Origin of the sequence: Micromonospora sp. ATA51, assembly GCF_016802855.1 — a bacterium.
Lineage (GTDB): Bacteria > Actinomycetota > Actinomycetes > Mycobacteriales > Micromonosporaceae > Micromonospora > Micromonospora sicca.
The window spans coordinates 39,559-65,332 of sequence record NZ_JAEVHJ010000009.1 but is presented as its reverse complement, the minus strand read 5'-3'; the positions used below and the strand labels follow the sequence as shown (position 1 = coordinate 65,332).

General features: G+C 69.3%; 25 protein-coding genes and 5 pseudogenes. 13 read left to right on the top strand and 17 right to left on the bottom strand.

Features of this window, described 5'->3' with window-relative positions; all coding sequences use genetic code 11:
- Nucleotides 1-323: 323 nt before the first annotated feature.
- Together JNW87_RS03490 and JNW87_RS03485 are read right to left on the bottom strand one after the other, a co-directional pair.
- A complete protein-coding gene (locus tag JNW87_RS03490) occupies nt 324-647 on the bottom strand; it encodes an STAS domain-containing protein (protein ID WP_238452985.1) in 324 nt (107 codons plus the stop codon).
- Between the two features lie 8 nt (nt 648-655).
- Nucleotides 656-1,048 carry an ATP-binding protein gene (locus JNW87_RS03485; RefSeq protein WP_238452990.1) on the bottom strand — a complete coding sequence of 131 codons (393 nt, stop codon included), beginning with the start codon at nt 1,046-1,048 and terminating at the stop codon, nt 656-658.
- A 589-nt stretch (nt 1,049-1,637) separates the two neighbouring features.
- On the opposite strand from JNW87_RS03485, the gene JNW87_RS03480 reads away from it, so the two are divergent.
- Both JNW87_RS03480 and JNW87_RS03475 read left to right on the top strand, forming a co-directional pair.
- Nucleotides 1,638-2,855: a hypothetical protein gene (locus JNW87_RS03480; RefSeq protein ID WP_238452984.1), complete on the top strand. Its 1,218-nt coding sequence runs from the start codon at nt 1,638-1,640 to the stop codon at nt 2,853-2,855.
- Nucleotides 2,856-2,970: 115 nt separating this feature from the next.
- On the top strand, nt 2,971-3,183 hold the full coding sequence (locus JNW87_RS03475) for a hypothetical protein (protein ID WP_238452983.1): 213 nt from the start codon (nt 2,971-2,973) through the stop codon (nt 3,181-3,183).
- Here JNW87_RS03475 and JNW87_RS03470 read toward each other — a convergent pair.
- On the bottom strand, nt 3,149-3,925 hold the full coding sequence (locus JNW87_RS03470; protein ID WP_238452982.1) for a DivIVA domain-containing protein: 777 nt from the start codon (nt 3,923-3,925) through the stop codon (nt 3,149-3,151). The genes JNW87_RS03475 and JNW87_RS03470 overlap by 35 nt on opposite strands.
- A 559-nt stretch (nt 3,926-4,484) precedes the next feature.
- Here JNW87_RS03470 and JNW87_RS03465 point away from each other — a divergent pair.
- Nucleotides 4,485-4,685 (top strand): hypothetical protein, encoded by a 201-nt coding sequence (locus JNW87_RS03465; protein ID WP_238452981.1) that lies wholly within the window; start codon nt 4,485-4,487, stop codon nt 4,683-4,685.
- A gap of 319 nt (nt 4,686-5,004) precedes the next feature.
- Here the strand turns inward: JNW87_RS03465 and JNW87_RS03460 are convergent, their stop codons facing one another.
- A complete protein-coding gene (locus tag JNW87_RS03460) occupies nt 5,005-5,580 on the bottom strand; it encodes a hypothetical protein (protein ID WP_238452980.1) in 576 nt (191 codons plus the stop codon).
- 118 nt (nt 5,581-5,698) lie between these two features.
- On the opposite strand from JNW87_RS03460, the gene JNW87_RS03455 reads away from it, so the two are divergent.
- Genes JNW87_RS03455 through JNW87_RS03445 form a run of 3 tightly spaced genes read left to right on the top strand, consistent with a single transcriptional unit; the run spans nt 5,699 to nt 7,742 of the window.
- Nucleotides 5,699-5,968 (top strand): hypothetical protein, encoded by a 270-nt coding sequence (locus JNW87_RS03455; RefSeq protein WP_238452979.1) that lies wholly within the window; start codon nt 5,699-5,701, stop codon nt 5,966-5,968.
- 32 nt (nt 5,969-6,000) lie between these two features.
- On the top strand, nt 6,001-6,447 hold the full coding sequence (locus JNW87_RS03450; RefSeq protein WP_238452978.1) for a CBS domain-containing protein: 447 nt from the start codon (nt 6,001-6,003) through the stop codon (nt 6,445-6,447).
- Nucleotides 6,444-7,742, top strand: a complete 1,299-nt coding sequence (locus JNW87_RS03445) for an SLC13 family permease (RefSeq protein ID WP_238452977.1) — start codon at nt 6,444-6,446, stop codon at nt 7,740-7,742. Before JNW87_RS03450 ends, JNW87_RS03445 begins: the two co-directional genes overlap by 4 nt.
- On the opposite strand, the pseudogene JNW87_RS03440 reads toward JNW87_RS03445, so the two are convergent.
- A pseudogene (locus tag JNW87_RS03440) lies at nt 7,724-9,051 on the bottom strand (cation:proton antiporter). The gene JNW87_RS03445 and the pseudogene JNW87_RS03440 overlap by 19 nt on opposite strands.
- Before the next feature lie 220 nt (nt 9,052-9,271).
- Here JNW87_RS03440 and JNW87_RS03435 point away from each other — a divergent pair.
- Nucleotides 9,272-9,914: pseudogene (locus JNW87_RS03435) on the top strand (IS6 family transposase).
- Between the two features lie 19 nt (nt 9,915-9,933).
- Here JNW87_RS03435 and JNW87_RS03430 read toward each other — a convergent pair.
- Nucleotides 9,934-10,170, bottom strand: a pseudogene (locus JNW87_RS03430) (cytochrome P450); the annotation flags it as partial.
- Nucleotides 10,171-10,517: 347 nt separating this feature from the next.
- On the opposite strand from JNW87_RS03430, the gene JNW87_RS41295 reads away from it, so the two are divergent.
- Nucleotides 10,518-10,799 (top strand): DDE-type integrase/transposase/recombinase, encoded by a 282-nt coding sequence (locus tag JNW87_RS41295; protein ID WP_375373456.1) that lies wholly within the window; start codon nt 10,518-10,520, stop codon nt 10,797-10,799.
- Nucleotides 10,800-10,832: 33 nt separating this feature from the next.
- Nucleotides 10,833-10,961 (top strand): annotated as a pseudogene (locus JNW87_RS41290) (integrase core domain-containing protein); the annotation flags it as partial.
- A gap of 19 nt (nt 10,962-10,980) precedes the next feature.
- Here JNW87_RS41290 and JNW87_RS41285 read toward each other — a convergent pair.
- The 6 genes and pseudogenes from JNW87_RS41285 to JNW87_RS03410 all read right to left on the bottom strand — a co-directional run bounded on the left by JNW87_RS41285 (nt 10,981) and on the right by JNW87_RS03410 (nt 16,467).
- A complete protein-coding gene (locus JNW87_RS41285) occupies nt 10,981-11,256 on the bottom strand; it encodes a glycoside hydrolase 100 family protein (RefSeq protein ID WP_375373455.1) in 276 nt (91 codons plus the stop codon).
- Between the two features lie 80 nt (nt 11,257-11,336).
- Nucleotides 11,337-12,323, bottom strand: a pseudogene (locus JNW87_RS41280) (hypothetical protein); the annotation flags it as partial.
- Nucleotides 12,320-13,417 (bottom strand): ABC transporter ATP-binding protein, encoded by a 1,098-nt coding sequence (locus tag JNW87_RS03425; protein WP_238452976.1) that lies wholly within the window; start codon nt 13,415-13,417, stop codon nt 12,320-12,322. The pseudogene JNW87_RS41280 and the gene JNW87_RS03425, both read right to left, overlap by 4 nt.
- Before the next feature lie 40 nt (nt 13,418-13,457).
- The gene (locus tag JNW87_RS03420; protein ID WP_238452975.1) at nt 13,458-14,273 is read right to left on the bottom strand and encodes a carbohydrate ABC transporter permease; all 816 of its coding nucleotides are present in this window, start codon (nt 14,271-14,273) and stop codon (nt 13,458-13,460) included.
- The gene (locus JNW87_RS03415; RefSeq protein WP_238452974.1) at nt 14,270-15,196 is read right to left on the bottom strand and encodes a carbohydrate ABC transporter permease; all 927 of its coding nucleotides are present in this window, start codon (nt 15,194-15,196) and stop codon (nt 14,270-14,272) included. The genes JNW87_RS03420 and JNW87_RS03415 overlap by 4 nt, the downstream gene beginning before the upstream one ends.
- On the bottom strand, nt 15,196-16,467 hold the full coding sequence (locus tag JNW87_RS03410) for an ABC transporter substrate-binding protein (protein ID WP_238452973.1): 1,272 nt from the start codon (nt 16,465-16,467) through the stop codon (nt 15,196-15,198). The genes JNW87_RS03415 and JNW87_RS03410 overlap by 1 nt, the downstream gene beginning before the upstream one ends.
- 415 nt (nt 16,468-16,882) lie before the next feature.
- On the opposite strand from JNW87_RS03410, the gene JNW87_RS03405 reads away from it, so the two are divergent.
- A complete protein-coding gene (locus JNW87_RS03405; RefSeq protein ID WP_238452972.1) occupies nt 16,883-17,833 on the top strand; it encodes an ROK family protein in 951 nt (316 codons plus the stop codon).
- A gap of 400 nt (nt 17,834-18,233) precedes the next feature.
- Here the strand turns inward: JNW87_RS03405 and JNW87_RS03400 are convergent, their stop codons facing one another.
- The 5 genes from JNW87_RS03400 to JNW87_RS03380 form a co-directional block, all read right to left on the bottom strand.
- Nucleotides 18,234-19,025, bottom strand: coding sequence for a DUF5984 family protein (locus tag JNW87_RS03400; protein WP_238452971.1), 792 nt, complete (start codon nt 19,023-19,025; stop codon nt 18,234-18,236).
- Nucleotides 19,018-19,245 (bottom strand): hypothetical protein, encoded by a 228-nt coding sequence (locus tag JNW87_RS03395; RefSeq protein ID WP_238452970.1) that lies wholly within the window; start codon nt 19,243-19,245, stop codon nt 19,018-19,020. The genes JNW87_RS03400 and JNW87_RS03395 overlap by 8 nt, the downstream gene beginning before the upstream one ends.
- A gap of 180 nt (nt 19,246-19,425) precedes the next feature.
- On the bottom strand, nt 19,426-20,262 hold the full coding sequence (locus JNW87_RS03390; protein ID WP_238452969.1) for a TIGR02452 family protein: 837 nt from the start codon (nt 20,260-20,262) through the stop codon (nt 19,426-19,428).
- Nucleotides 20,263-20,450: 188 nt separating this feature from the next.
- Nucleotides 20,451-21,950: a hypothetical protein gene (locus JNW87_RS03385; RefSeq protein ID WP_238452968.1), complete on the bottom strand. Its 1,500-nt coding sequence runs from the start codon at nt 21,948-21,950 to the stop codon at nt 20,451-20,453.
- A 324-nt stretch (nt 21,951-22,274) separates the two neighbouring features.
- A complete protein-coding gene (locus JNW87_RS03380) occupies nt 22,275-23,780 on the bottom strand; it encodes a hypothetical protein (RefSeq protein ID WP_238452967.1) in 1,506 nt (501 codons plus the stop codon).
- A 946-nt stretch (nt 23,781-24,726) separates the two neighbouring features.
- On the opposite strand from JNW87_RS03380, the gene JNW87_RS03375 reads away from it, so the two are divergent.
- The 3 genes from JNW87_RS03375 to JNW87_RS03365 are packed head-to-tail and all read left to right on the top strand — an operon-like array spanning nt 24,727 to nt 25,681.
- A complete protein-coding gene (locus tag JNW87_RS03375) occupies nt 24,727-24,900 on the top strand; it encodes a hypothetical protein (RefSeq protein ID WP_238452966.1) in 174 nt (57 codons plus the stop codon).
- Between the two features lie 54 nt (nt 24,901-24,954).
- Nucleotides 24,955-25,389 (top strand): NUDIX domain-containing protein, encoded by a 435-nt coding sequence (locus JNW87_RS03370; protein ID WP_238452965.1) that lies wholly within the window; start codon nt 24,955-24,957, stop codon nt 25,387-25,389.
- A 37-nt stretch (nt 25,390-25,426) separates the two neighbouring features.
- Nucleotides 25,427-25,681, top strand: a complete 255-nt coding sequence (locus JNW87_RS03365) for a hypothetical protein (protein WP_238452964.1) — start codon at nt 25,427-25,429, stop codon at nt 25,679-25,681.
- Nucleotides 25,682-25,774 lie beyond the last annotated feature (93 nt).

Here is a 25,774-nt window from a genome sequence, read left to right as displayed (position 1 = left end):
CTCACCACGCGTCTCACTGCTCCAACCCTGCGCGCCGCGACACGGGGGGCGGTGACGCGACGGCCGGCATCGGGGTCATCGGACGAACCATCAGGAGTTCCTCATGGTGGACGGTCCCCCAAGTTGGTCAACGCGCCATCGGCCCCGAGGAAACGACCGGCTGGCGCCGGCTACCCCCGTGCTCGGGCGGGCCGCCGAAGCTGCCGCCGTCCGCGTGCAGCTCAACAAGGTCATGGCCGCCTCCGCCGCCGACGGCGAACCCGGCGTACCTACCGTCCTCCGCGTGGCCACAGGATCCGCACTGAGAAGTCGGTGTGCCGGATCTAACTGTCGGAGCCGGGCTCGGCGAGCAAGGGCAGGATCCCGGTCATCGAGAGCACGCGCCGGACATGGCCGGTGGGATTGATCAGGGCGAGGCTGGCGCCCCTGTCGGTGGCACGGCCGTGGGCGTTGACGAACGTGTTCAGCACGGTGGAGTCGATGAAGCTGACCCGCGCCAGGTCGACCTGGACGCGCGGTGCGCGGGCGGTCGCGGCCTGCAGAACGTCGTCCAGCGGGCTGGCTGCGGCGATGTCGAGTTCGCCGCACAGCGTCACGACGGCGGTCCCGTCGCGCACCGTCGTCTCCGACCGCCACGTCTGCTCCACGCCGCACCTCACCCGCTCGACTGTACGCCGGGGAGGCGGGCGGTGACGGTAGCTGTCGTCCCGTCCGGCCCGCTGTCGATGACCAGACTGTCAGTGAGCTGCTGGGCCAGCCACAAGCCCCGGTGGCCCGGGGTTCCGGGGCGCGGCAGCGCGATCGGAACATCCTCTGTTCCGGGACCGTGGTCGATGACCTGGCAGGACAGGGTTGCGGCGTCGCGCAGCAGGCGGAGACGTCCGCTGCCGCCACCGTGGCGCACGACATTGGTGACCAGCTCGTGCACGGCCAAGACGAAGTCCTCCAGCGGGTCACCAGCGAGACCGGTCGCGCCGGAGGCCGCGGCGACGGCGTGCCGCAGCCGCGTCACCGCGACCTCGGTGATCGATTCCGACAACAGAGTCACCGCGCCCCGGACATCCTCCGGAGCGCCCCCACCGGCCCCGACGTGGCCACGCCAGCTCACGCGGGCACCGTACAGGCAGTGGATGGCCACCGCATGCGTCGGGACGTCCGGTGGGGCGGCTTCATGGCCCGGCCGCGGCTTGCCTCAAACGCGTGCCCGCTCTGCAGGCGCCGCGAGTCCTGCCTAGTATGTTCCTCGGATGCGTCGGTGACCGGTTTGAGAGGTCGGGGTGCGCGGCGCACCGGAAGGCCCTGTTCACCCCCAAGAACGGGGCCTTCCGCGCGATTGAGCAGCCGGCCAGCACAAGCATCCGGGCAAGCTTGGGTCGAGCAGACAGGGGTCTATCCGCGTTGCTGATGGCGTCGGATCTGCTCCTCGAGCGCTGCAAGGCGCGCATGAATGTCGGCCGGCTCACGGCAGCGTGCGGTCCGACTCGACGATCACTCGGACCTGGCGACGTGATCCAGCAACGCGCGGCCGACAGTGGTGGTCTGTTGTCTGTTCGCCGGATGAGCTGGCTGGACTTTCGGCTGATGGTGAGTAAGGTCAGCTAGCTGTCCGCACCTGTGCGTTCAGAGGAGGCCGGCGAGTGGCCGAGAAATCGACCGCTCGCCCCGCCGATGGGGCTGCCCAAGACGACGACCCAAGTGACATTGACAGCTGGATCGCTCACCTGTCGCGGCCAGCAGCAAGCGACTCCGACACGTACGACGAGTGGCCGGAGGCCGCCGCGCCGCAGTGGCGCGAGGACGTGTCGGACCCGGACGAGGAGTCGTACCAGCCCGAGGACACGAACCCGGAGCACGAAGCGCGGCACGCAAGACACCAGGCGGACCAGCAGTCCGAGGAATACGAGCAGCACGACGGGGCGTACGGCCAGCACGAGTACGCGTACCGGGGGTCCGGCCCGGTGGCCGACCCCGCACCGGCGGGCTACGAGCCCGACCAGACCGGCGACGAGTACGAGCAGGCCTCCTGGGAGGAACGGCGGGCACAGGCGCCGTACGGACCGACCGATGCCGGTCCGGTGCGCGAGGACGCGCATTCCGTGCTGCAGGAGACCTACGTCGTACCGGAGGTGGGCTACGCCCACGAGGAGCATTACCCGCACGACGATGACGCCGGCCTCAACGAATACCGCTACGGCGGGTCCGCCCCGCAGCACCCCGAGGCGATCGAAGACGCTCCGACCCAAGTGCTGCACAACCTGGAGCGTGATGCCCGCCCACGGCCGGCCGGTCGGCGGCGCTGGCTGATCGCGGTCGGCGGACTCGCGGTGGGGGCGCTGATCTGCGCCCTGGCGTTTACCTGGGGGTCGGACCGGCCGCCGGAGGGCGCGCTGCCGCTGGTGACAGCCACCATCCCGCCGGACGCCTCTGAGGAGCCGATTGCCCTCCCGGAGATGCCGACGGAGACGCCGAGTTCCGCGACCCCGCGCAGCCCCTCCGCCACGCCCAGGACCACACCGAAGGTCACCCGTTCGCCCAGCGCCGCACCGTCGGTCACCCGCCCCGCCGCGCCGCCCCCGACACGCGCGGCCACGCCGACACAAACCCGAAGCCCGAGTCCGCTCCTACTCGGGCCATCGAGCAACGACGGGGTGGCGAACATGGCCCAGGGATACTGCGATCGGCACGCCGCCGGAAGCTCCGCGCAGCCCCGCAACGACGGCAGCTGGCAATGTACAAGGCTTCTCTCCGCGTCCACCGTCGACATGAACATCGCCTGCCGCGACACGTACGGTTCGGACACCTACGCACGGACATCGGATCCTGGCGATCCATACGCCTGGCGCTGCTACCGCTGATCACCCGGCTCGGGGAACTGATGCCCGACACCCGCCCGTGGGCGGCGACTGCGACACGAAGGGGCGGGCCACGTCTCCGTGACCCGCCCCGGCACCCAGCGTGACGACAGCAACCGTGGCCAGCAAACGCGATCCGCGGCAGAAGCGGATGCCGCACCAAAGCCGGCTCCACAGCGAGGACTACGGTGAGGGCGTGCAGATTCCTGAGCTCGGTACGGTCGTTGAAGACGCCGACCTGGGCTGGTACTGCAGTGCGCCGATACCAGTGCACATGTTGGGCGGCCAGCCCTGCCTCATAGTGGCTGACGGCTATGACGACGACCGTTGATCGTCGCCATCGCTACGGTGGGCTCATCTACCGAGACCACCCGCACGCGGACTGAGCCGGAGGCGCCAGCAGCGCCGGTGCGGGGCGGAGCAGCGAGCCCAGGTCCACCCGTGGTCCCGTCAGGGTTCGTTGGCCCGGCACCGAGACGCTCGAGCGCCCGGGTAAGTTGCTGCCTACCGTCGTCCAGGTGCCGGGCCACCGCCCGGATCTGCGAGATCATCGCCTCGCCCGCGATCTGCGCCGCGTTCCGTGCTACGTCGTCACCCTCGACCCCAGCGCCGCGGCGGCCGCTGTGCATCGCCCGCTGCGCCTCCCGCCTAGCGCCGTCGCCCGCCGCTTGTACGGAGCTGTCGTACTGCGCGCGGGCGTACTCGGCGACCCGATGCGCGTACTCATGGGCCTGAGCCATGATCCGCTCGGCTTCCCGTTGGGCCTCGGACAGCAGGTTGACCTCGTTGGCTGTCGGCAGTGCCGTGACCCCGTTGGCGCTCGGGATCACCCCGTGGCGGTGCAGCTCAAGCTGGCCGGCGAGCCGCTCGCTCTCCGCCCGCAACCGTGCGATCTCGGTAGCGAGCAGGTCCAGCTCGTCGGCGGCCCGGATACGGAAGCGGTCGACCTCATCCGAGTCGTAGCCCCGGCGAGTGAACGACGGGGTGCTGAACTGCCAGCGCCGTACCCGATCGGCGGTCAACCGCACCCGCGCCGGAGCGGCGACCTCCGTTCTGGCCGAGGTCTCGCTCATCGGTCACCTCCGGGACCATCAACTGCTGTCGCCGCATGCCACTACTGTCCTGCCCGGAAGTCCCGTCCTGTATGGAGCGCCGGCACGCCGGCGTTTTGACCGGGCCCGACAACCGAGCGCGGTGAGTGGTCCCGGTTCGTCCTGACTTCGCGCACTCATCCTACATGTGCTCAATTGCGCTTGTTGCGACGACTGTGGGCGTAGGAGGCCTGCAGCAGGTTATCCAGGTGGGGCACCGAGTTGGCGTTGGAGATTGAGCGCCGTGAGCGTCGAGGAGGCACTACGGCCTCCCGCCATCGCTGCATGGTTCTGGTCAGGCCGTGTCACCAGCGACAGGTGCGAAGGCCGGCCACTGATTCGAGCGCCATGCGCTAGGAGAAAGACCCAGCGTCGCTCGGACCCTTCCTAGCCCGCCCAGGGGCAGGATCGCAGCGTAGGACGGGACGTCCGAATGGGCGAAAACGTTCGGCGCCGCCAGGTCTCGGCCGATGATCAGAACATGTGGGCGAAGGTCGACGTACCGTGCGTCGGGGGACCGGTGGATGGACGAGCCCTCCTGGTGCCGGTCGACGAGGACGGCGCGCCCCCTGCAACGATCGATCAGAGCTGGTTGTGGATCGAGTACGGCGGCGAGTTGCTCGACGCGGACGTGAACGGCGTTTACGAGTTGGAGTCGATAGCCGGCGGCGGCCCGCCGTGGGTGTACGTCTGGTCGGGCATCCCACCCACGGATCAGCGGTCAGCCGATCAAGTGCGTTAGCAGCGGATTCGCCGCCGGGGCGGCGCTACCCGGCAACGATCTCGTGGCGGTACGCGCGCACGCGCGTCCCGTCACTCAGAACTACCTCCACCTGGCCACTTTCGTCGGCCGTCGTGCCGGCGAAGAGGTTGTGGAATGTCTGGATCTGTGAGACGACGACGTTTGCTAGATGCGTGCCGAGGTGCCAGGTTCGAGGTCATGGTGCGGCATGTGGCAAGGAAGGCCTCACCCCGTGGTTTGCGGCGCTTGCTGTTCCGGCTCCCGATCGCCCTCCACCGGCTGCGTCTGGGCAAGCTGCTCGGCGGGCGCCTGATCCTGCTCACCCACACCGGCCGCAAGAGCGGCCTACGACGGCAGGTGGTCCTCGAAGTGGTCGGCCGCCCTGACGAGGCGACGATTCTGGTCGCCTCCGGGTTCGGGCGGGCAGCGAAGGGTTCCGCAACATCCGGGCGAACCCCGAGGTGCTGGTCACCACCGGCGGGTCGTGCCGGACGGGACGGGCCGTTCCGCTCCAGCCGGCAGAGCGAGAGCCGCGTACGGCGGCGGCGACGACACCACCGCCCCGGGCCGCCCGCAACGCGCTCGCCGCCCGGAGGAAGCGCAGGAACGGCACCGCCAGGAAGATCAGCTGCCACCAGTGGTGCTTCCAGAACTCGCCGGCGCAGTGCCGGGCGAGCCAGGCGCGGAGCGCGAACTCGACGACGAAGACCGCCCACAGGACCCAGCTGGTCACCGTGAGCACGGTGCTGAGCGGCTCGTCGTGGACGAACGCCTGCGCGAGTACGAGGAGCAGGAAGATCAGCCCGAGGATGCCCATCGGCTTGTCCAGCCGCCGGGCGAGACCATTCAGCCGGGCGTCGTCCTCCCGGCTCTGCCGCCGGAGATCACCGGTCACCCTCTCGGAGCCGGCTTCCTGGTCGCCCGGCGGCGCAAGCCCACGCACTTTCGCAAAAAACGACTGAAAGGGCGACGGCGCCGGTAGACAAGGGGCAGGTGGACGCGGCGGGTACGAGGTGGACCTGCGCACCGGCATGGCGGTGCTGGAGACCCTGGCCCGGGCGGACGGCTCGACCGGCTGGACCGTGATGATCGGCGCGGAGACCCCGCACCTGCTGGCCCTGCTGTCCCGGGACCGGTTCGACAAGATCTACGCCGCCGGCCCGGACGTCGTGGTGGCCGGCGCCTTCGCCCCGCAGGGCCGGGCCCCCGGACTCCCGGTAACGATGCATGGACACCGGACTAGGGTGATTGTCGGTGTGCCGGGAAGTCTGGTCGGCGTGTGATCAGTCGCGTCCGAATCCCTGCAGGAGTCATCGTGCGAGCCCGAGACCTGGCCGTGCCTTTTCCGACCATCACCGCAGCCACGTCCGTACTCGAGGCGGCTCGCCTGCTCGCCGGTCACAACCTGCCGGGGCTGATCGTGGTCGACGACCGCGGTTGCCCGGTGACCGTGCTGCCGGGCACCCAGGTGCTGCGCCTGGTGATCCCCGGCTACTGCCGGGAGGATCCGACCCTGGCGAGGATGATCGACGAACCGTCGGCGGACGTGTTCCTGCGTGGCGCCGAGGGCCGGACGGTGGCCGACCTGCTGCCCAAGGAGCACCCGAAGCCGCCGGTGGTGGATCCCCAGGCGACGGTGCTCGAGGTCGCCGCCGTGATGGCCCAGAAACGCAGCCCCCTGGTGGCCGTGGCCGCGCCCCGTGAGCCGATGATCGGCGGCATCACCCTCGACGCCCTGCTCGACCGGATGCTCGCCCGGTGACCGCAGTGGCCTGGGCGGCGGTGGCCGTCTTCGCCGTCGCGTACGTCCTGATCGCCACGGAGAAGATCCACCGGGTCGCCACGGCGCTCGGCGGGGCGGCGGTGATGTTCCTGATCGGGGCGACCGACACGGCGCACGCGTTCTTCTCCGAGCAGGCCGGCATCGACTGGAACGTGATCTTCCTGCTGGTCGGGATGATGCTCATCGTCGCCGTGCTCAAACGCACGGGCGGGTTCGAGTACGTGGCGGTGTGGGCGTCGAAGCGGGCGCGTGGTCGCCCGTACCGGGTGATGGTGATCCTCGTGGTGATCACCGCGGTTGCCTCGGCGGCGCTGGACAACGTCACCACCGTCCTGCTGATCGCACCGGTGACGTTTCTGGTCTGCGAACGCCTCGGGGTGCCGGCGGCGCCGTTCCTCATCGCCGAGGCGATGGCCTCGAACATCGGCGGCACCTCTACTCTGGTGGGCGACCCGCCGAACATCATCATCGGCAGCCGGGGTGGCCTGTCTTACAACGACTTCCTGATCCACCTCGCACCGTTCATCGTGCTGCTGCTGGTGGTCTTCCTCGGGCTGTGCCGGGTGCTGTTCCGCGACGCGTTCCGCTATGACCCGGCCCGGGCCGCGCAGATCGCCGCCCTGCACGAGGGTGATGCGATCCGAGACCGGCGGCTGCTGGTCCTCGGGCTGGCCGTGCTCGCCGCGGTGACCGCCGCGTTCGTGCTGCACACCACGCTGCACCTGGAGCCGGCGGTGGTCGCCCTGCTCGGCGGCCTGCTGCTGCTCGCGCTCTCCCGGCTCGACGCCGGGGAGATCAGCCGCGACGTCGAGTGGCCCACCCTGGTCTTCTTCGCCGGCCTGTTCATCATGGTCGGCGCCATGGTGAACACCGGCGTCGTCGAGCAGATCTCCCGCGCCGCGATCGACGCCACCGAAGGCCGGCTGCTGCCGGCCACGATGGTGCTGCTCTGGGGGTCGGCAGCACTGTCCGCGATCGTCGACAACATTCCGTACGTGGCCACGATGAGCCCGGTCGTCGCCGACCTGGTCCACGCCCAGGGCGGCGGCGGGCAGTCCCGGGTGCTGTGGTGGGCCCTGGCGCTCGGCGCGGACCTGGGAGGCAACGCCACGGCCGTCGGCGCCTCCGCCAACGTCGTCGTGCTCGGCCTGGCCGAACGGGCCGGCCAGCGGATCACGTTCTGGCAGTTCACCCGGTACGGAATCCTGGTCACCCTGGTCACCGTCGGGCTGGCCGTGCCGTATCTGTGGTTGCGCTATTTCGTGTTCGCCTGATCCCCCGCCGCCACGCCATCCTCGGCGCCACCGTCCCGGCCGGCCCGCGCGGTGGCGGTCTCGGCCGTGCCGGCCGCCGGGCCCTGCCCCGGCACCGCCGCCGTGCGGTGCGCCCGCTGGATCCGCCGCAGCACGCCGTGCCAGTTCGGGGTGTCGCGGGTGCCGTCGAACGCCCGGGCGACCACGACGTCGGTCGAGGAGTGCGCCAGGATCGACAGAACGATCGTCAAGGCGACCAGATGGAAAACTTCATCAGCGGCGCCCATGCCGGACTCCAGCACCAGCAGTCCGTAGACGACGGAGGCGAAGCCCTTAGGGCCGAACCACATCGCCGCGGCCTGCTCCCGCAGGCTCAGGCCGGAGCGCAGGAACGACACCCACAGCGCCAGTGGGCGGGCGACGACGATCGCCAGCACCGCGAAGACCCAACCGGTCCAGGAGATCTCGCCGAGGAACGCCGTTGAGATCAGTGCCCCGAACACCAGCAGCGCGGCCAGCTTCAGCAGCTCCGCTACGTTCTCGCCGAAGTGCTCGAACGCGGCCCGCTCCCGCGGCCCGAACGTGGCCACGGTGATGCCGGCGGCGAACGCGGCCAGGAACAGGTTGCCGTGGGTGGCCTTGCCCAGCGCCAGCACCAGCAGCCCGATGGCGACTCCGTTGAGCGGTGCGTAGGCCGCGGACGCGGCGAAGAACCGGGTTCGCTCCAGCGCGATCGCCGCGAGGGGCACGAGGACGCCGATTGCCAGCCCGACGCCAGCTCGGTGGCCAGCTCGCCCAGGTGCAGGTCGTCCGAGCCGGCCGCGACCGCCAGGAGCACCACCACGAACGGCAGCGCCAAGCCGTCGTTGACTCCGGACTCGACGTTGAGCAGGTGCCGCAGCCGGGCCGGCACCTTGTCGTTGCCGACCAGCGCAGCCGCGAACACCGGATCGGTCGGCGCCAGGATCGCCCCGATCAGCAGCGCCTCCGCCCACCCGAGCCCGGCCACGTAGTGGGCCAGCACGGCGGTGACCAGCAGTGTCAGCGGCAGCCCCCAGCCCAACGCCCGCCCGGGCAGCCGCCAGGCGCTGCGCACGTCCGCCCAACCCACCCGCATCCCATCGGTGAACAGCACCGCGAACAGGGCCAGCTCGGCCAGCTGCGCCACGATCGGCGAGTCGGCGTGCAGATGCAGCACGCCTGTGGTGCCTTCTCCGAGGACGAAACCGGCCACCAGGAACAACGCGGCGGTGGACAGGATCGTGCGGTGCGCGAGCGCCGACAGCAGCACGGCGGCCAGCAGAACGACGGCGAAGCACAGCAGCAGCATGGGTGACCCTCCGGAGCGCACGGTCGTTCACGGTGCCGACCAGACTTCCCGGCGCTCCACGTATCCCGCCGATCATATCGGCCCCTCGCTCGGGGCCACGGCTCCGTTGCGTTGAGCGTCGCCAACATCGAGGCAGTCTTGAGCAGTGAAGTCATCGGCCCGACCTGACCCGTGGCTGCCTCCGAAGTCGGCGTTCGCCGGGTTCCGGTTCCCGCCGGAGATGATCGTGGTCGCGGTGCGCTGGTATCTGCGCTTCAACCTCTCGTATCGCGACGTTGAGGAACTCCTGCTCGAACGGGGCGTCGAGGTCGATCACGTCACCGTCTACCGGTGGGTGCAGCGGTTCACCCCGCTGCTGGCCAACGCCGCCCGCTTCTGCCGGCACTCACCAGGCGACAGGTGGTTCGTTGATGAGACGTACGTCAAGGTGAACGGCGTGTGGCTACGTGTACCGGGCGGTCGACCAGTACGGGCAGGTCATCGACGTGCTGGTCTCGACCCGCCGCGACTCCGGCGCGGCCCGGCGGTTCTTCCGCCAGGCGCTGTCGACGTTGAAGGTGACACCCGCGGAGGTGGTCACCGACGCCGCCGCGGTCTACCCCGGCGTCCTGGACGAGCTGATCCCGCAGGCATGGCACCACGTCGAGCGGTACGCGAACAATCCGATCGAGGCTGATCACAGCCAGCTCAAACACCGACTGAGACCGATGCGCGGGCTACAAGCGGACAAGACAGCACAAGTGGTCATCGCCGGACACGCGTTCATGCAGAACCTCCGACGCGGACACTACGAACTCGCCGTCGACGCCCCGCCCGCTGCGCGGGTCGCCGCTGCGTTCACCGAACTCGCCCAAGCGATCTGACCGCGGACCCGACACGGGTTCAAAACGTCCACCGATCCGATAATGCAACGGCGCCGGCCAGGCTCAGCCGGGGCAGCATGGTCAGCAGCAGCGGGAACGCGACCTGCGCCTCCAGCCGGGCCAGCGGCGCGCCGAGACAGTAGTGGGCGCCGCCGCCGAACGAGACCGGCTGAATGTTCGGACGGTCCGGGTCGAACCGGTGCGGGTCGGGGTAGCGTGCCGGGTCGCGGTTGGCGGAGCCGAGCAGGATGGTTAGCTCTGCGCCGCGAAAGCCGAGAGGGCCGCCCGCGCGATCCCGAACCCCGACGGCGGCACCGCAGAGCTGACCATCGTCGCCGGGGCTGTGGCCATACCGGGTGACGCCGACCGGGCGGAACGGATTGCCAACGCACTGACCAATCCAGATGGGCGGATCCAGGCGTTAACAGGCGCACCGCCGGGCTGGCGGGCAGGTGCCCGCGCCGGTGGCGCACCACCACCATCGCGGACCCGGCCGCCGAGGCGCGCCCGGACCTCATCCAGTGTGACTTCGCCACGAACCCGGCGCAGGTCGACACCAGGTGGTGCGGCGATATCACCTACATCATCACGTGAGAGGGATGGCTGTACCTTGCCACCGTCATCGATCTGGCCTCCCGCCGGGTCGTCGGCTGGGCGGTCGCCGATCACCTGCGCACCGACCTGGTCGACGCCGCCCTCACCGACGCCCTCGTACGCCGCCGGCCCGCCTCGGGCCTGGTCTTTCATTCCGATCGCGGCTGGCAACACCAGCGGCGACTTCGCCGACGCCTGCCGTCGCCACGGCGTCCGCCGCTCGATGGGCCGGATCAGCTCGTCGTACGACAACGCCCTGGCCGAGGCGTTCTTCGCCACCCTCAAGCGTGAACTCGACGTCGACCACGCTGCTGGACATCCGGGGCTGACGCCCGCCGCGACGTGTTCCGGTGGATTGCCTTCTACAACCACCGACGCCGCCACTCGGCGCTGGGCTACCTCAGCCCCACCGCCTACGAACAGACCAATGAATTCGGACACTCCCTGCCTTGAGGTTGCGAGCGAGCCCGGGTTACCGGTCCCAGATGAGCCAGTCGAGGGCCACCGCAGCGGTCCATGACTGGTACGAACTGCCCAGCGCCTCCCCGGTGGACGGTTCGTAGTACTCGCCGAACGCGAGGTCGGAGAGTTGGCGCAGCGACTCCTCCCGAATGCGCGCGGCGAGGTCGACCTGGCCCTGCCGCTCGAGCGCCCAGTACAGCAACCAGTTGATGACCGGCCACTGCGGACCACGCCAGTACGTCTTCGGAGCGAAGCCGGGGAACCGGGGCGAGGTCGACGGTGGCACCGCGTACCGCAGGCCCGGGTGGCCGCACCAGTCGGGCCCACAGAGCAGGCGAATCTGCCGCTCCACGACGCGGGATCGCCTCCGCACAGCAGGGGGGCGAACCCGCCGATGCTCGGAATGTCGAGCAGCGTACCGCTGCGGACGTCCTCGTCCCGGGCGAGCCCGGTCTCGGGCGAGACGGTGGACAGGACGCCGGCCCGCAACCGGTCCGCCAGTCCGCGCAGCTCGGCGGCCTCCGCGTCGCGGCTCAGCTCGTCGCCCACCTCGGCCAGAACATCGCTCGCCACAGCAGCGATGCCGGACATGAACACGTCCGTCATGCGGAAGTCGACCGTCTCGCGTACCGCGTCGTCGTCGTAGCGGGCCTGCTTCATCTGGTGCACCAGCCACAGGTAGCGGCGGTACTCGGCGTCGGTGGGGCGCTGTCCGGCGTCGCGTACGTGTTCCAGGTCGGGCCGGGACCGACCCGACAGCAGGTCCTCCCGGGGCACCACCGCAGCGTAGGCGTGGTCCCACCGCGGCGAGTTGTCCATCCCGGACTCCCAGCCGTGGTGGATCTCGATCAGTCCTCGCCCGCGCGGGTCGCGCGCGGTGGCCAGCCACCGGTGCCAGGCCAACCACCGGTCGAACGTCTCGGCGACGAACCGTTCGGCCAGTTCCCGGTCGGTGCCCCCGTTGCGCCGGCCCGCGTCGAGGACCCGTCGGACCGCGATCGCGTGCACCGGCGGCTGGCAGATGCCGGAGGTCTGCACGCCGGCGGGCGCAGCCGCCGCGATGCCAGACTCCCAGATCGCTGGACCGGGGAAATAGCCGGTGTCCGGTCCGAACACGATGTGCGGCAACATCCCGGTACGCCACTGGGCGCTCAGCAGTGTCCGCAGCTCGGCGATCGCCCGCGGTACGGACACCGTGGCCAGCCCGACCGCGACGAACGCGGCGTCCCAGCTCCACAGGTGTGGGTACAGCTTGGGGGCCGCCGTGGTCAGCTGGCCCGTGTCGTTGCCGCGCAGAATGTACGCAGCGCTGGCCGCTAGGGCGGACGGCGAGATCGCGGTGGTGGTGGTCACGGGGCCGTCACCAGCGCGAGACCGGTCGTGGGGTCGTAAAAACGCAGGCTCTGCGGCGGGCAGGTGAGCCAGACCTTGCTGTCCGGCTCCACCTGGAACCCCGGCGGCGCCTGGACCTTCAGCCGGTGTTCGTCGAGCTGCACGGTCAGCAGCACGGCCGCACCGGTCGGCTCGACCACCTCGACCTGGGCTGCGACCCAGCCGTCGACGGGTGACGTGGACACCTGGATGTTCTCCGCGCGCACCCCGACCAGCACGTCCTGGTCGCGGTACGCGTCCAGCTGCATCGGGCCGGACAAGCTCTGGTCGCCCACCCGCAGCGTCGGCCCGCCGGGTCCGTTGGCCGCCCGTACCTGGGCGGGGATGAAGTTCATCGGTGGAGCGCCGAGGAACCCGCCGACGAACTGGTCGCTCGGCTGGTCATACACCTCGATCGGAGATCCGAGCTGGGCGATCCGGCCCGACCGCATCACCGCGATCCGGTCCCCGAGCGACATCGCCTCGGCCTGGTCGTGGGTGACGTAGACCGTCGTGGTGCCGAGCTGCCGGACGATCTTCTTCAGCTCGGCCCGGAATTGCAGCCGCAGCAGCGCGTCCAGGTTGGACAGCGGCTCGTCCATCAACAGCACGTCGGCGTCGACCACGATCGCCCGGGCCACCGCCACCCGCTGCCGCTGGCCGCCGGAGAGCTGCGCCGGGTACCGGTCGAGGTAGTCGCCGAGTTCGAGCACCTCGGCGGCGCGGCGGACTCGCTGGTCGATCTCCGCCTTCGGCACGTTGCGCATGGAAAGCCCGAAGCCGATGTTCTGCCGGACCTTCATGTGCGGGAAGATCGCGTATGACTGGAACACCATGGAGATGTTGCGCCGCCGCACGGGTACATCGGTGACATCCCGACCGCCGATGCGGATGGCGCCGCTGTCCGGCGTCTCCAGGCCGGCCACCATCCGCAGCAGCGTGGTCTTGCCACAGCCGCTGGGGCCGACCAGGACAAGGAACTCACCGTCGGCAACGGTCAACGAGATCGCGTCGGTGGCGCGTACCTTCCCGCCGGGATAGGTCTTCACCAGGTCATCGATCACAATGTCGGCCATCGGTGGCCCTCCAGGCTGTCGTTTGTCGAACCGGTGCCGGTCATCGAAGCGTGGTCCCCCACATGTTGAGCAGGTACTTGCGCATCACTGCGATGAACAGCAGCGCGGGGAGCACGAGCGCGAACCCTCCGGCGAAGCGGAATGCCAGCGGGGACCAGCTGAGGGTAGAGAGCACCTGGGCCGGCAGGGTGCGCTGATTGAGGGTGAGGATCGCGGCGCCGAGCACCTCGTTCCATGACAGGACGAACGTGAACATCGCCGCCGCGGCGATACCGGGCAGGGCCTGTGGCAGCACCACACGCACGAACGCCTGCACGGCGGAGGCTCCAAAAATCGTGGCCGCCTCTTCGTGGTCCCGCGGTACCGCGACGAAGATAGCCGCCGTTATCAGCACCGTGGTGGGCAGCGCCAGTGCGGTGTGCAGCAGGGTCACCGCGTACGTGGTGTCGTAGAGCCCGACGGTCAGGAACAACTGGGCGAGCGGCACGGACAGCACCACGATCGGCAAGGCCCGCGTGAACAGCAGGAACCACTGGTACGGGTTGCGGCCGCGGAAGACGTATCGGGCCAGGGCGTAGCCGGCGGGAACACCGAGCAGCAGGGAGAGCAACAGCGTGCTGATCCCGACGGTCAGCGAGTTGATGAAACTGCCGATCACGCCCGTGGACGACAGGAACGTCGCCATGGTGTCGCTGGAGATGTCGGTCGGCAGGAGCGGCAGCGGGAACCGGTTGAGCGCCTCGCGACTGGACAGCGCGGCGAGCGCGATGAGGTACAGCGGTATGCCCATGAAAAGCGTCACCGTGACACAGGCCGCCTGCAGCAGCAGCGCGTTGCGGCGCCGGCGCGAGCTCATCGTGCCTCCACCTCGTTCTTGGGGCGCAGCAGCCACAGGTACGCGATCGAGGTCACCATGGACACCGCCAGGACCACGAGCGCGATGGCCGCGGAGACGTTGGGGTTCTGCAACGCGGTGTACCAGTGGTAGGTCTCGCCGACCAGCAGGGGAAAGTCCCGGCCGGCGAGCGCCTGCGCCACCGCGAAGGTCTGCAGGGCGAGGATCGTCCGGAGGATGATCGCGACCTGCAGGCTCGGGCGGAGCTGAGGCAACAGCACGTGGCGCAGCCGCTGCCAGTACCCTGCGCCGAAGATCTCCGCCGCCTCGTCGTAGTCCCTGGGGATGCCCTGCAGCCCGGCGACGACGATGACGAAGACCAGCGACGTGGCGCGCCACAGTTCGGCCACCACCACAGCGAGGTACATCGTGGTCGGGTGTTCGTAGGACAGCCAGGCGTAGCCACCGAAGCCGAGGTGGTGAAGCATCGAGTTGAGGTAACCCTGATCGGTGAAGATCGAAAGCCAGACCAGACCGGCGGCCAGGTCGCTGATCGCCAGCGGAATGACCCACACGAAGAAGTGGACGTTGATGAAGCGCGGCTTCGCGCGTACCAGCAGCGCCATGGTGAGCGCGAGGACGAACTGCAGCGGGATGAGGACCACGATCAGCAGGACGGTGTTGCGGACCGCGGGCCAGAAGTGCGGATCGTCGAGCATCTGGCGCAGGTAGGCCGAGGTGGGCCCGTCGCCGCCGCTGAACGCCTGGCTGATTCCGACGACCATCGGCCAGGCGAACAGTGCCGTCATGAACAGGATCGAGGGCGCGATCAGCAGGAGCGGGGCGGGCAGACGGGGCCGGCGCCGGGGGGACCTGGCGGCCCGAGGCGCCTCCGTCCGCTCGTCCGCCGGCTGCTCGTCGGTCGGCCGGGTCGCGGTCGTCATCAGCCCACCCGGCAGGCGGCGCCGGCCGGGTCGGGCTTCCAGCACGGCACCTTGAGCTCGTCGAGGATGGTGTTGAGCGCCTTGGCCTGGCTGTCGAGGACCTGCTGGATCGGCTTACGGTCGATGCAGATCTGCTTGAACGTGTTCTGGAAGATCTGCGAGACCTCGCCGTCCTTTGCACCCAGGCCGACCGGCGGCAGGGAGACGATCGCCTCATCCGCGTTCTGCTGCTTCTGCACGGCCGCGGCCTCCAGGCTCACGGCCTGCGGCAGGTCGCTCGGCAGGGTGGCCTTGACGACGGGGAAGAAGCTGTTGTTGCGCAGCACGTCCACCTGGGTGTCCGGCAGGGTGAGGGCTCTGATCGCCTCTTTGGCCTTGTCGGCCTCCGGCGCGTTGCGCGGAATACCGAGTCCGGCCACGACGAGCATGTAGCCGAGCCCTTTCGGGCCGCGTGCGGCGGGCACCAGCAGCCAGTCGTCGGGCTTCGCCTTGGGCGCTGCGGCCACCCGGGCGACGTGCTCCCACGCCATGAGGACCTCGCCGCGCTGCAACGGCTCCTGCATGAAGTCGTAGTTGGTGGAAGCAGGCGCGGTGTTGGCCCACAGTTCCTTCATGAACTGCCAGGCCTGGACCGCCTCCGGGCTGTGGAAGGTGGCGATCTGGCCGCCGGTGAAGCTGGGTAGGAGGAAGCCCTGCAAGAACCGGTGGTAGAGGCCCTTCGGCCCGCACGGCAAGCCGAAAACCGGCTTGCCGCCGTTGCCCCGGCGCGCCGCCGTCACCCAGGCGAGCAGCTGGTCGTACGTGAGGTTCTGCGGGTCGGCGCCGGCCGGCAGCCACTGCAGCGCCTTCTTGTTGATTGCCATGACGTACGACGCCTGCATCCAGGGGATGTACTTGGTCGTCGAACCGCCCAACCGGCCCAGCTCAAGGATGTCCGTGGCGAAACCGCGGTCGGTGAGCGAGGACTGAACGTCATCCAGGTCGATGAGGCGCGACGCGTGCTGCGCCAGCTCACCGTGCAGCGCCCCGACGAGGCTGACCTGGACCTTGCCGGCGTCGACCTGAGACTGAAGCGTCGAGGAGAAGACGCTCGGGTCCACCGGGTTGAACGCGACTTTGCAGTTGAGGAGCGCCAGCGGTTCGAGAAGATCCTCACCGACCGCGTTACCTCGTCCAGGATTGAACTGGCTGGACAGGAAATTCAGCGCGCCGCTGCCGCCGCCACCGCTGGTCGACACGCCTCCGCAGGCGACCAGGGTGGGGGCGGCCAAGGCGGTGAGCCCGACGCCGAGCAGCCCACGACGGCTGATCGTGAAGTCATGCATACTGTTCGTCACTGCATCTCCCGGTACCGCGCCGAGTTATGTAAGACCGCTTTTGTAAAGTGGGGTGGCGTAAGTTCACATGCCAGTAACCGGCTTGTCAAGGGGTCAAGGATGAACGGCACGACCGCCAGCGCGCCCGCCCGCACCATGGGTGCCACCCCTGGTCATCTGCTGGCACTGATCCGGTCGAAGCCGGCCTGGACCCGGCAGCAGTTACTGGACGCCACCGGAATGTCCCGACCCACGCTTCTTGACCGGATCGCACCGCTGTTCCGCACCGGCCTTGTCTGCGCGGCCGCGCGACCGCCTCCATGGGCGCCGCCCCGCCCAACTCCTCCGGTTCAATGACCGCCCCCTGGTCGTGCTGACGTTCGACGTCGGGCACACCCACGGCCGGGTCAGCCTTACCGGGGTGCACGGACGGGAGCTTCGCTCGGCCCAGTGCCGCTTCGACATCACCACCGCCCCGCCCGAAAAGGTGATGCATCAGCTCATCTCGCTCGCCCTCAAGCTGATGCCCGGCAACACCGAGGAGCGACTTATTGGCATCGGAGTCGGGCTGCCCGGGCCCATCTCACCGGTGACCGGCCTACCCGGACCGATCCCCATCCTTTCCGGCTGGCACGCGTACCCGATCTTAGAGCGGATCCGCGAGCACTGGGACGTGCCGATGGTGCTGGAGAACGACGCCCGGGCACTGGTGCTCGGCGAGGCGACCCAGCACCACGGCGAGACGCTGCTGGGGGTCAAATGGTCGACCGGCATCGGTGCCGGCCTGATCGTTGGTGGCACCGTAGCCGCCGGGGACGACGGCGCTGCCGGCGACATCGGTCACATCAAACTGACCACGTCGGGGCCGCAATGCCGGTGTGGCCGGCGGGGCTGCCTCGCCGCGTACGCGTCGGGGCACACGCTGCTCAGGGAGCTGCGCGCTGACGGAGTCAAAAGCCTGAACGACCTGGTCCACCGCGCCGACGAGCCAAAAATCAACGGACTGCTCGACAGCGCCGCCCGGAAGGTCGGCATGGTCCTCGCCTCGCTCATCGCGATGATCAACCCCCGCACACTCGTGCTGGGCGGGATCATCGGGGGCCTGCCGAACGTCGTCAAGGTGGTCGACGCGCAGGTACGGGACATCACGCTGCACCGCAGCACCGAAGCGCTGCGGATCGTCCCGAGCGAGCTCGGCGAACGTGCCGCCACAGTGGGGCTGGCCCAGCTCATCGCCGCGCGGGTGCTCGCTCCCGAAGCGATCGACCGGGCCTTGGGCGCCGGGGTGGACACGTTCGGCGTGCCAATCGGCAGGGCATGAGCTGACGTGGCGCCCGACCCGCGACGGTTCTGCACGGGTGCACCGCGGGCAATGGAGTCGGCGCCGGCCAGGTCGGCGAACGGCTGTTGCTTTTGGTTTCACCAACACCGACTGCACCAGCGGGAACAAGGTACAGCTGTGGACCTGCAACGGCGTACCCGGGCAGCAGTGGCCGATACGTCCCGACGGCGCCGTCCGAGTGTTCGACAAGTGCATGGACGTCGTCGGCGACGCCACAGCCAACGGCAGCGGTCAAGCAGCAAGACCGAACCGTCGGCCGTGGATGCCCGCTCGCTCGTGCGATTAGCCCGAGACCTGGAGCGTGTACGTCACCGGCGTGTCACGCCCATCTACACACCGGCCTCAACCCTCGCTTGCGCGCCGCTGGCGTCGTTGATGGTCATGAGGCGCGTCTCAGCAAGGCTGACCCGGCTCTGACTGCTACCCAGTCGGTTTCCAAAAGCCGGTCCAGGGCGTGCTGCAACCAGGTGGTGCGGTGATGGTGCTCGGCACGCAGCGCGGTCCGGTCCAACTCGACATCAGGCAGTACGACGCGCCGCTCTTCCAGCACTGGGATCCGCTCGTGCATCGCCGCCATCAAGTCGCGGTCAAGATCCCGCACGGCGTCGATGAACTCCTCGGTGGTGAGGACCAGCCGGCCCCTCACCGGGTCGGCGAACGTGACATTAATGTCATGTTCGCAGCGTCGATTCCACCAGTCGACGGTCACCGCGTCGGCACCGTTGATGATGGTGCGCCACCATCGAATCACCGGGCCGTTGCGCCGATAGCCCAAATCAAGAACGCGGTTGCCGTACCAGACCTCGGCGGTGAAGACCTCCTCATGCTCACCCCGCTCCTGCCAGCCGGTGAAGTCGGCTTCGATGAACGGCACCAGGTTGGCGGGCACCGGCTCGAGTACCGCGGGCAGCAACTGCAACAGGTCTTCCCACAGCCGAGCCACGTAGTAGTCGACGTAGGGCAGGCCCTCATAGCCGTCGGCCTGCCAGCGGCGCACCGTCTGGTCGGAATAGCGCAGCAGCTCGTGGCCGTTCAGCTCGATCCAATACCAGCCATCGGTCAGGCCGAACCAGTGCAGCGTTCGCCGATCCCGGCCCCATGGATGCACCTGGGCCAGCGGGCGGAGCTCGAACCGGAACCGGATCCGGGGTGCACCGGCGGCCTCAGCCATGTAAGCCACGCTTGCCCTGCTCGGGACAACGCCCACCCCGCCCCCGCAGGCGTTGCAGCCTCGCCTCCAACTGCTCGCTGCGGCCGCCTTCCATCTGCTGCCGGCGCTCCAGAGCCGCCTCGACGTGGACACCCAACGGTATGTCCGGCCACTTGCGCCACCGTCGCCGGCGCTTGACGTACAGCGCCTGCTCGACCACATCCGCGACACGCTCGTCCACCGGACCAGCCGCTCCGTCGAGCACCTGCCGCTCGTGGTGGCGGTTCGACCGGTTCGGGTAGCGCTTGTTACGGCGAATGCTCGTGCGGAACTCTTGTCGTTCTCGCCGTAGTTGTTCCGCCGGTCGTGCTCGTAGCTGAGCTGCTTCTTCTCCTGCGGGGTCCGGCGGACCCTGCGACGCTCACCCTCGATCCTTACCACCCGCCGAGTCCACGGGAGTTCCTGGAAAGCGTTCCACGAACGTGCGATACACGGGTGTGCCCGGCAGGCCGTCGCGGATGGCGAACACCACCTGGTCGAATCGGTCGACCACCTGCAGCGCGTCGGCGAACGCGCCGGCCACCGTAGCGGGATCGTTGCGGAACACCCCGCACCCCCACGCGCCCAACACCATCGTTCGACGCCCGTGCGCAGCCGCGACCTCCAGCACCCGCCGGGCACGCCGGACCAGCACCGCCGGCACGTCCGCAGCGTGCTCGGGCTGGTTGCGGAGGATCGCGCCAAGGTTCGGCGCCGCAGCTGTCAGAAACGACGTCGTGTACGGCTGGTCGAGCAGGTTGCCCTTGTCGTCCCGGAACACCGGCACGGCCGGGGAGTAGATGACCCTGTCGCTGTAACGCAGATCCCGCTGCCCGCGGTGGAACGCATAGAACTCCGGCGCGGCAAGTAGACATGGGTAAAGCGCTGATGAGCGAGCGATGCTCTCCTCCTGCGCTTTCGCCCCGCCCAGGAAACCGCCACCCGGGTTCTTCGCCGACGCGAAAACCAGACAAGCCGCACCAGGCCCAAGCCGAAGGGCTGCCTGCAACGTCGACTCGTACGTCACCTCCACCTTGCCGGCGCCGGGCTCCGCGTCCCTGACCGCGAGCACCTCGTCCGACAGGTAATGACGAGTGCCGGCGACCGCGGCACGTACCGCCCCGCCGATGACGACCTCATCACCGGCGCCATTGCGATAGCGTCCCGACTCGGCGATCGCGACCGTCTGTCGAGCAATCTCGCGAAGACGACCACTCACCCGGCGTACCCGTATGCACCAGGACCAATGCTCTGCACGATGAGCAAGCTAGGCAATCCCGCCCCGACCGGCAACTGGTTAGTGATTCCCATTGGCGTCACCGTACCGCTGGAGGCGAAGCCGGTACCGGTGGCCCTGGTCTGATCTCGGGTCGCCGGAGACGGCGGCAGCGGGCCGGATCGTGTCGGTTAGAAGTCACGCCAATCGTCGAACCACTGGTCGGCCAGATTCACTGGGACTTCGGCCCGGGCGGCGAGTTCCATGAACGCGTCGAAGGCTTCCTCTCGGCGCAGCGTGTCGATGATCTCGTACTTCTGGTCGATGCCGTTGAGCGCCTCGACCAGCTTGCGCAAGGCCGCTTCAGCTTCGTCGGCACGCCCACCACGGTCCTGCGGAAGCTTGTCGATGGTGCGCACCGCGCTGGCGTATGCCTTGCAGGCGGCGGCTCCGCCTCGGGCATCGTCGTCGACCCAGTCCCGGAACGGATTGTTCAGGTTGGCGGCCAGCCACGTGTCGGGCTTCGCGCCTTCGATGACCAGGCGCACCCCGGTACCGCGGTACCGGGCTTTCAAGGCGGACACGATCGATCGGCGTAGACCGCTGATGCTCAGCTGCGTCAGCGAGGTCATGTCAGGCAGTGTGTCCGCGTCCAGGCCGTAGCCATCGACAAGCTCGATGACGGCCAGATGGGTCAGACCGGCCAGAGCAGCGGCGTCGATCAGCTGTCCCGGTGGCTTGCGCCAGTAGATCCGGAGGCTCTCCAACTCCTTCAGTTCCCGGACGGCAGTGGCGGACATGGTGCCGCCACCGTCCATCGCCACCTCTCGAACGCCGTGCAGGCCTGCAGAAACCGTCGTTTCCGCGTCGGCGCCGGTCAGGACGAGATGAAGCCATCGGCCGCCGTCCGCCGCGTACACGGCCAGACCCGGGTCCACTGCCGCCAGCTCAAGGCCATGCAGGCCACGGGGCAGCCGCACCTCGCGAACATCCGCACCAGCCAACGACAGATGTTGCAGACCGGTGTCGGCCAGATCCACGACCGGCGGGGCCTCCCGCCACGTCAGCGACGAGACAACAGGACGGTCCGCCAACGCCCGGGCGAGGCCACGGTCCGGGCCGGCCCACGTCAACGCCGTGCAGCGGGGCAGCTGATCGAGAGCGGACCACCGCACCGACCCGGACGTAGGCACCCGCATCGACCCCGCACCGCTCAGGTCCAGCCGAGGCGTGGCCGCGCCGAGCGTCGCCGCCCCGGCGCCGAAGTCGACGTCGACCTGACCCCGGGTGGCGGCCGCACGGTAGGCGGCCTTCACTGCCGCCGGTAACTCCCGGTCCCAGCGGCGCTGCCTGACCACATCGTCGGCAAGTGACTGCCAGCCCGAGTACGTGTTCGACAACGCCGGCACGCCCTCGGGGACGGGCAGACTTCCGATCCAGGTGTACCCCGGCGGCACCGCATGCCAGCTGCCAATCGACAAGTGAGCAAGGCGCCCGCCGTGGGCATGGTCAAGCGTCAGCGGCTCAACGCCGCGCAGCTCGTCCAGGCTCGGCCGAGCTACCGAGTGCCAGCGCAGCGCATACGCCGACGTCACACGGCCTTCGACACCGGTAACCTGACATGCCCCAAATCCACCGTCTGACAACCTCATCACCGCGACATCGCCGGGTCGCACCGCTCGATCAACCACCCGGCGAAGCTACCCGACCGGGACGACCACCGCGCTCCCCCGACCTGCAAGCCTCGGAACCGGTGGTGATGATCTCGGCGTACGAGCGACTCGGCCCCGCCGCCCGCACACCAACACCAGCCTCGCGCCCGACTCGGTCAGAGCTCCCGGGTGAACCTCAGGTCACGGCAGGCGGTCGGGGTCGAACCGGTCGGCGAGTTCCGCCAGCACCTCGGACCGGTGCTGCTCATGCTGGGCGGCCGTCTCGTCGGATAGGGCCGATGGTCGCAACGCCCAGCAGAAGCGCCGCGATGACCCGCTGCTCGTCGCGTTCGACCACGTACATCAACGCCGGCCGCCCTCGCCCGTCGCGGGCGTCCACGTCGGCACCCGCCAGCAGGAGCACGTAGCCCACCACACCGAGCCCCTGCCTCGCTGAACCTCAGTCCCGCGGTCCCGGGTCGAGCATCCAGTGCTCGGTCGTGGTCCAGCGAGCAGCCGTCGGCCCGTGCCGGCCCTGCCCTCCGCGTCGAACTTTCCACCGCTGATAACGTGCACGAGTCCGGTCACGGCCGGCGCCAGCCGGGTCCGCACGTGGTCTGGCTGGGTGGCCAGCCACTGCTCGGCGTAGGCCGGGAAGGCCGTCTGCTCCTCCCAGGAGGACAGCGACAGGAAGAACAGCATCTGCCGCCACGCGTACGCGGTGTTCTTGACGGTGCCCAGCGGCCGGGGGTTGTGGTGGATGCGGGCCGTCAGCCGCAGCACGGTGTCCAGGCACCGCTTCGCGAGGTCCGCCGAGGGCAGGTCGATGCCGAGCTCGGCGATCGTGGCCAGGTTTTGCGCGGTCAGAATCTGCGCCTGTTCGATGATGATCCCGTTGGCCGCGACGTTGAACCACGACCGCTTGCCGCGGGCGCTGGCCCGGTCGCGGCACACCTGATCGAAGGCGTCCAAGGTCCGGGTACGCCGGAATAGCCGCCTGCTGGTGTCGTCGATCGCGGCGATGGCCGGGTAGTCGATGTCGTAATACCGCGCGTACAGGCTGCCCGCGAGCCGCCGGCCAGCGAGTTTGGCCGCCTGGAGGAACTTCGCCGAGAACCTGCCCATGAAGATGTCGGCCGCGAGCTCCTCGACCCACGGCAGCTGCAGGCTCGCCTGCTTCGACAGCGTCGACAGTTCCCCGACGAGCGGGTTGGGCAGCACCGTGGCCGGGAACCCGCAGACCGCGGTGGAGGCCAGCCGGACCAGGGTGCGACGCGCCTGGTTGCGGGTGTCGCTGGTATCGGTCCGGGCGGACGCGACCGCCTGGACCCAGGGCAGCTCGGCCAGGCGTACCTGGTGCTCCAGGTTCAGCAGCAACAGGGAGCGGCGATTGCGGAAGGCACGGTACGTGGCGTCCATCAGGATGCGCAGGGCCGGGTCCGGGTACGCCGAAGCCGCGGTCGCCGCCGCCAACCGCGGGGTGAGCCGCGCCAGCTCCTCCGCCGAGGCGATGACGCCGCGGTCGATCAGCTGCTCCAGGGTTCCGGCGGCGGCGCGCGCGACCACGCGGGCGACGGGGCGGGGTGTCGGCCAGCCCGCCACCACACCCGCGAGGTGGGCCTCGTCAGCGTCGACCGGGCGTAGCACGTGGTCGACGTCGCTGATACCGATGTCCTGCGGCAGGCCGGCCAGCCGGGCCGCGACCAGCTGCGCGAGCTGATGGTGGCGGGGCCGCGCCGCCTCGCAGGCCTGCTGCCGGCGTATGGCGGTGTGCTCGGGGCTGCCCGGGTGTCCGCGCTTGCGCAGCATCGCATCCACCACGCTTTGGACCAGGCCACGCTCGCGCGGCGTCAGCTCTGCTCCGGCCACGCGTCGCTCCAGCGCAGTTCGCAGTACGCCGATGCTGCCCTTCGAGCTGCGATGCTTGCTGCAGAGGGTGTGCTCGGCGGTGAGCTGCTGGTAGCCGTCTCGTCGCGGGCGTGCGCGTCCCGGGCTCCACAGATCAGTAGGTTCCCAGCCTGGTCGAACATTTGTACGAGTAGCCTGCCCTCGCGGAGTGGCACACGCGCTGGCACATCACGATCCGCTGGAACCGGGCCGACAACTCGCCCGCTGGGGTGGTCGTCGTCGAGCGCGTCGCCGACACCCCCGCGAGCTGCGCCGCCTCGTGCAGCGGGCCCGCGCCGACCCGCACGTGGTCGCCTTCCCCTACCGCCAGGTCCGCGAATGGTCGGCGACGAGCCGCGGGGTGCCACAACGGGCACGGCTACGCCGGCGGGTCGGCGACCACGCCGATGCGGGAATGATGGCCGTGCCGCTGCGGCGGGCACCTGGTCATCCGCTGCCGCATGTGCCCCGACGTGCAGGTGCGGCCGCCGGTCGGCGCGGACTGCGACACAGGCAAGGGGCGGGCCGCGTCGCCGTGACCCGCCCCGCTGGTCCGCTCAGTGGACTAGCCCGGCAGCCGCGGCCTCCCGCCGCCGCCGAGGTGCCCGACGCCGCCGCCGCCACGCTTCCGTTCTCTGTAACAATATCGAAGCACTCGCCGCCTGGGCTGGTGACGTGGCGCAACGGCCGGACAAGCTGACCAACCGGTACGGCCCACGACTCCTGCGCCCCATCTATGCACCTGCACGCCGCCCGACAGATGCCGCGCCGATCTCGCTTCTGGATCTTGAACCCGCATGCGGGCTCGGTCCGCGCTTTCGCCCGGCGGGCGCCGAGAACGGGTGGCGGTTTTCCTGCTCGGCGGTCTGGGTAGGTTCTGCGCAACCCGCTGCCCCTCTGCGGGTTGCTCAACCGTGGGGAGACGGATATGACGACGGCGGAGGCGCCCGCGACGGTCTCGGATCAGGGCGAGGACGAACTCAGCCGGGATTTGGCCGACCTGCACGTTCGCGCGCAGCACGTGGCAGCGGAACTGGCGGATCTTCATGCCCGCCTAGCGGTGCTCCAGGAAGAGGTCCGACGGCATCAGCAACGCCGATAAGCAGCGGAGGCGATCGCCGTCAGGTTCGGGTCGCTGGACCAAAGAGGTTTTCCTATGCCAGAGCGGGTCACCAAGGACAAGGTTCTCTGCTACGTCGTACGTGACGGCAAGCTGCTGGTCTTCCGGCACACCGACTACAGCTACGAGGAAGTCGGCATCGAGGTTCCGGCCGGCAGCATCCGCGCCGGCGAAGCGCCAGAGGCGGCGGCGCTGCGGGAGGCCCGGGAGGAAACCGGCCTCAAGGACTTCAAGATCGTGCGAAAGCTCGGCGAAACCGAGTACGACATCAGCCCGTACCGGTTCGAGCTCCAGCGCCGCCACGTCTTCCACATGGAACTCACCGAGCCGACGTCGGAGCGGTGGATGAGCCGGGAGGACCACGACGGGGAGCAGGAGCCAACGCACTTCGAATGCTTCTGGATTCCGCTGGAGGCCGCCCACATCCTCCAGTCCGGCCAGGGCGCCATGCTAGGACGCCTGTACGACTGATCCCCGCCCGGTCACGGCCACCCCTGGGAGGCAGCCGATGTACGGCACCACCGAACAGCACGACCCGATGGCCCATCTGTACCGCGGCCTCGACGTCGAAGACGCCGACAGTGCCGTATCGGTGATCCTGAAGCTACGGGGTGAGACCCGCGACATCGACTGCCTGTATTGCTACGAGAAGCGCAAGGAGGTCCCGGGGGAGCCCGGATCGACGCCGGTCAAGTGCGTCGGCTCACCGAGCTCTTCTCGGGGCGTCCGCTCGCCGTCGAACTGCATGGCGGCGAGCCGCTGACGGCCGGACGCGACCATGTCGCCAAGGTCCTGCGCGAACTGGCGTCCCAGCCCAGCGTTGTGCGGGTATCGATGCAGACCAACGGCGTGTTGC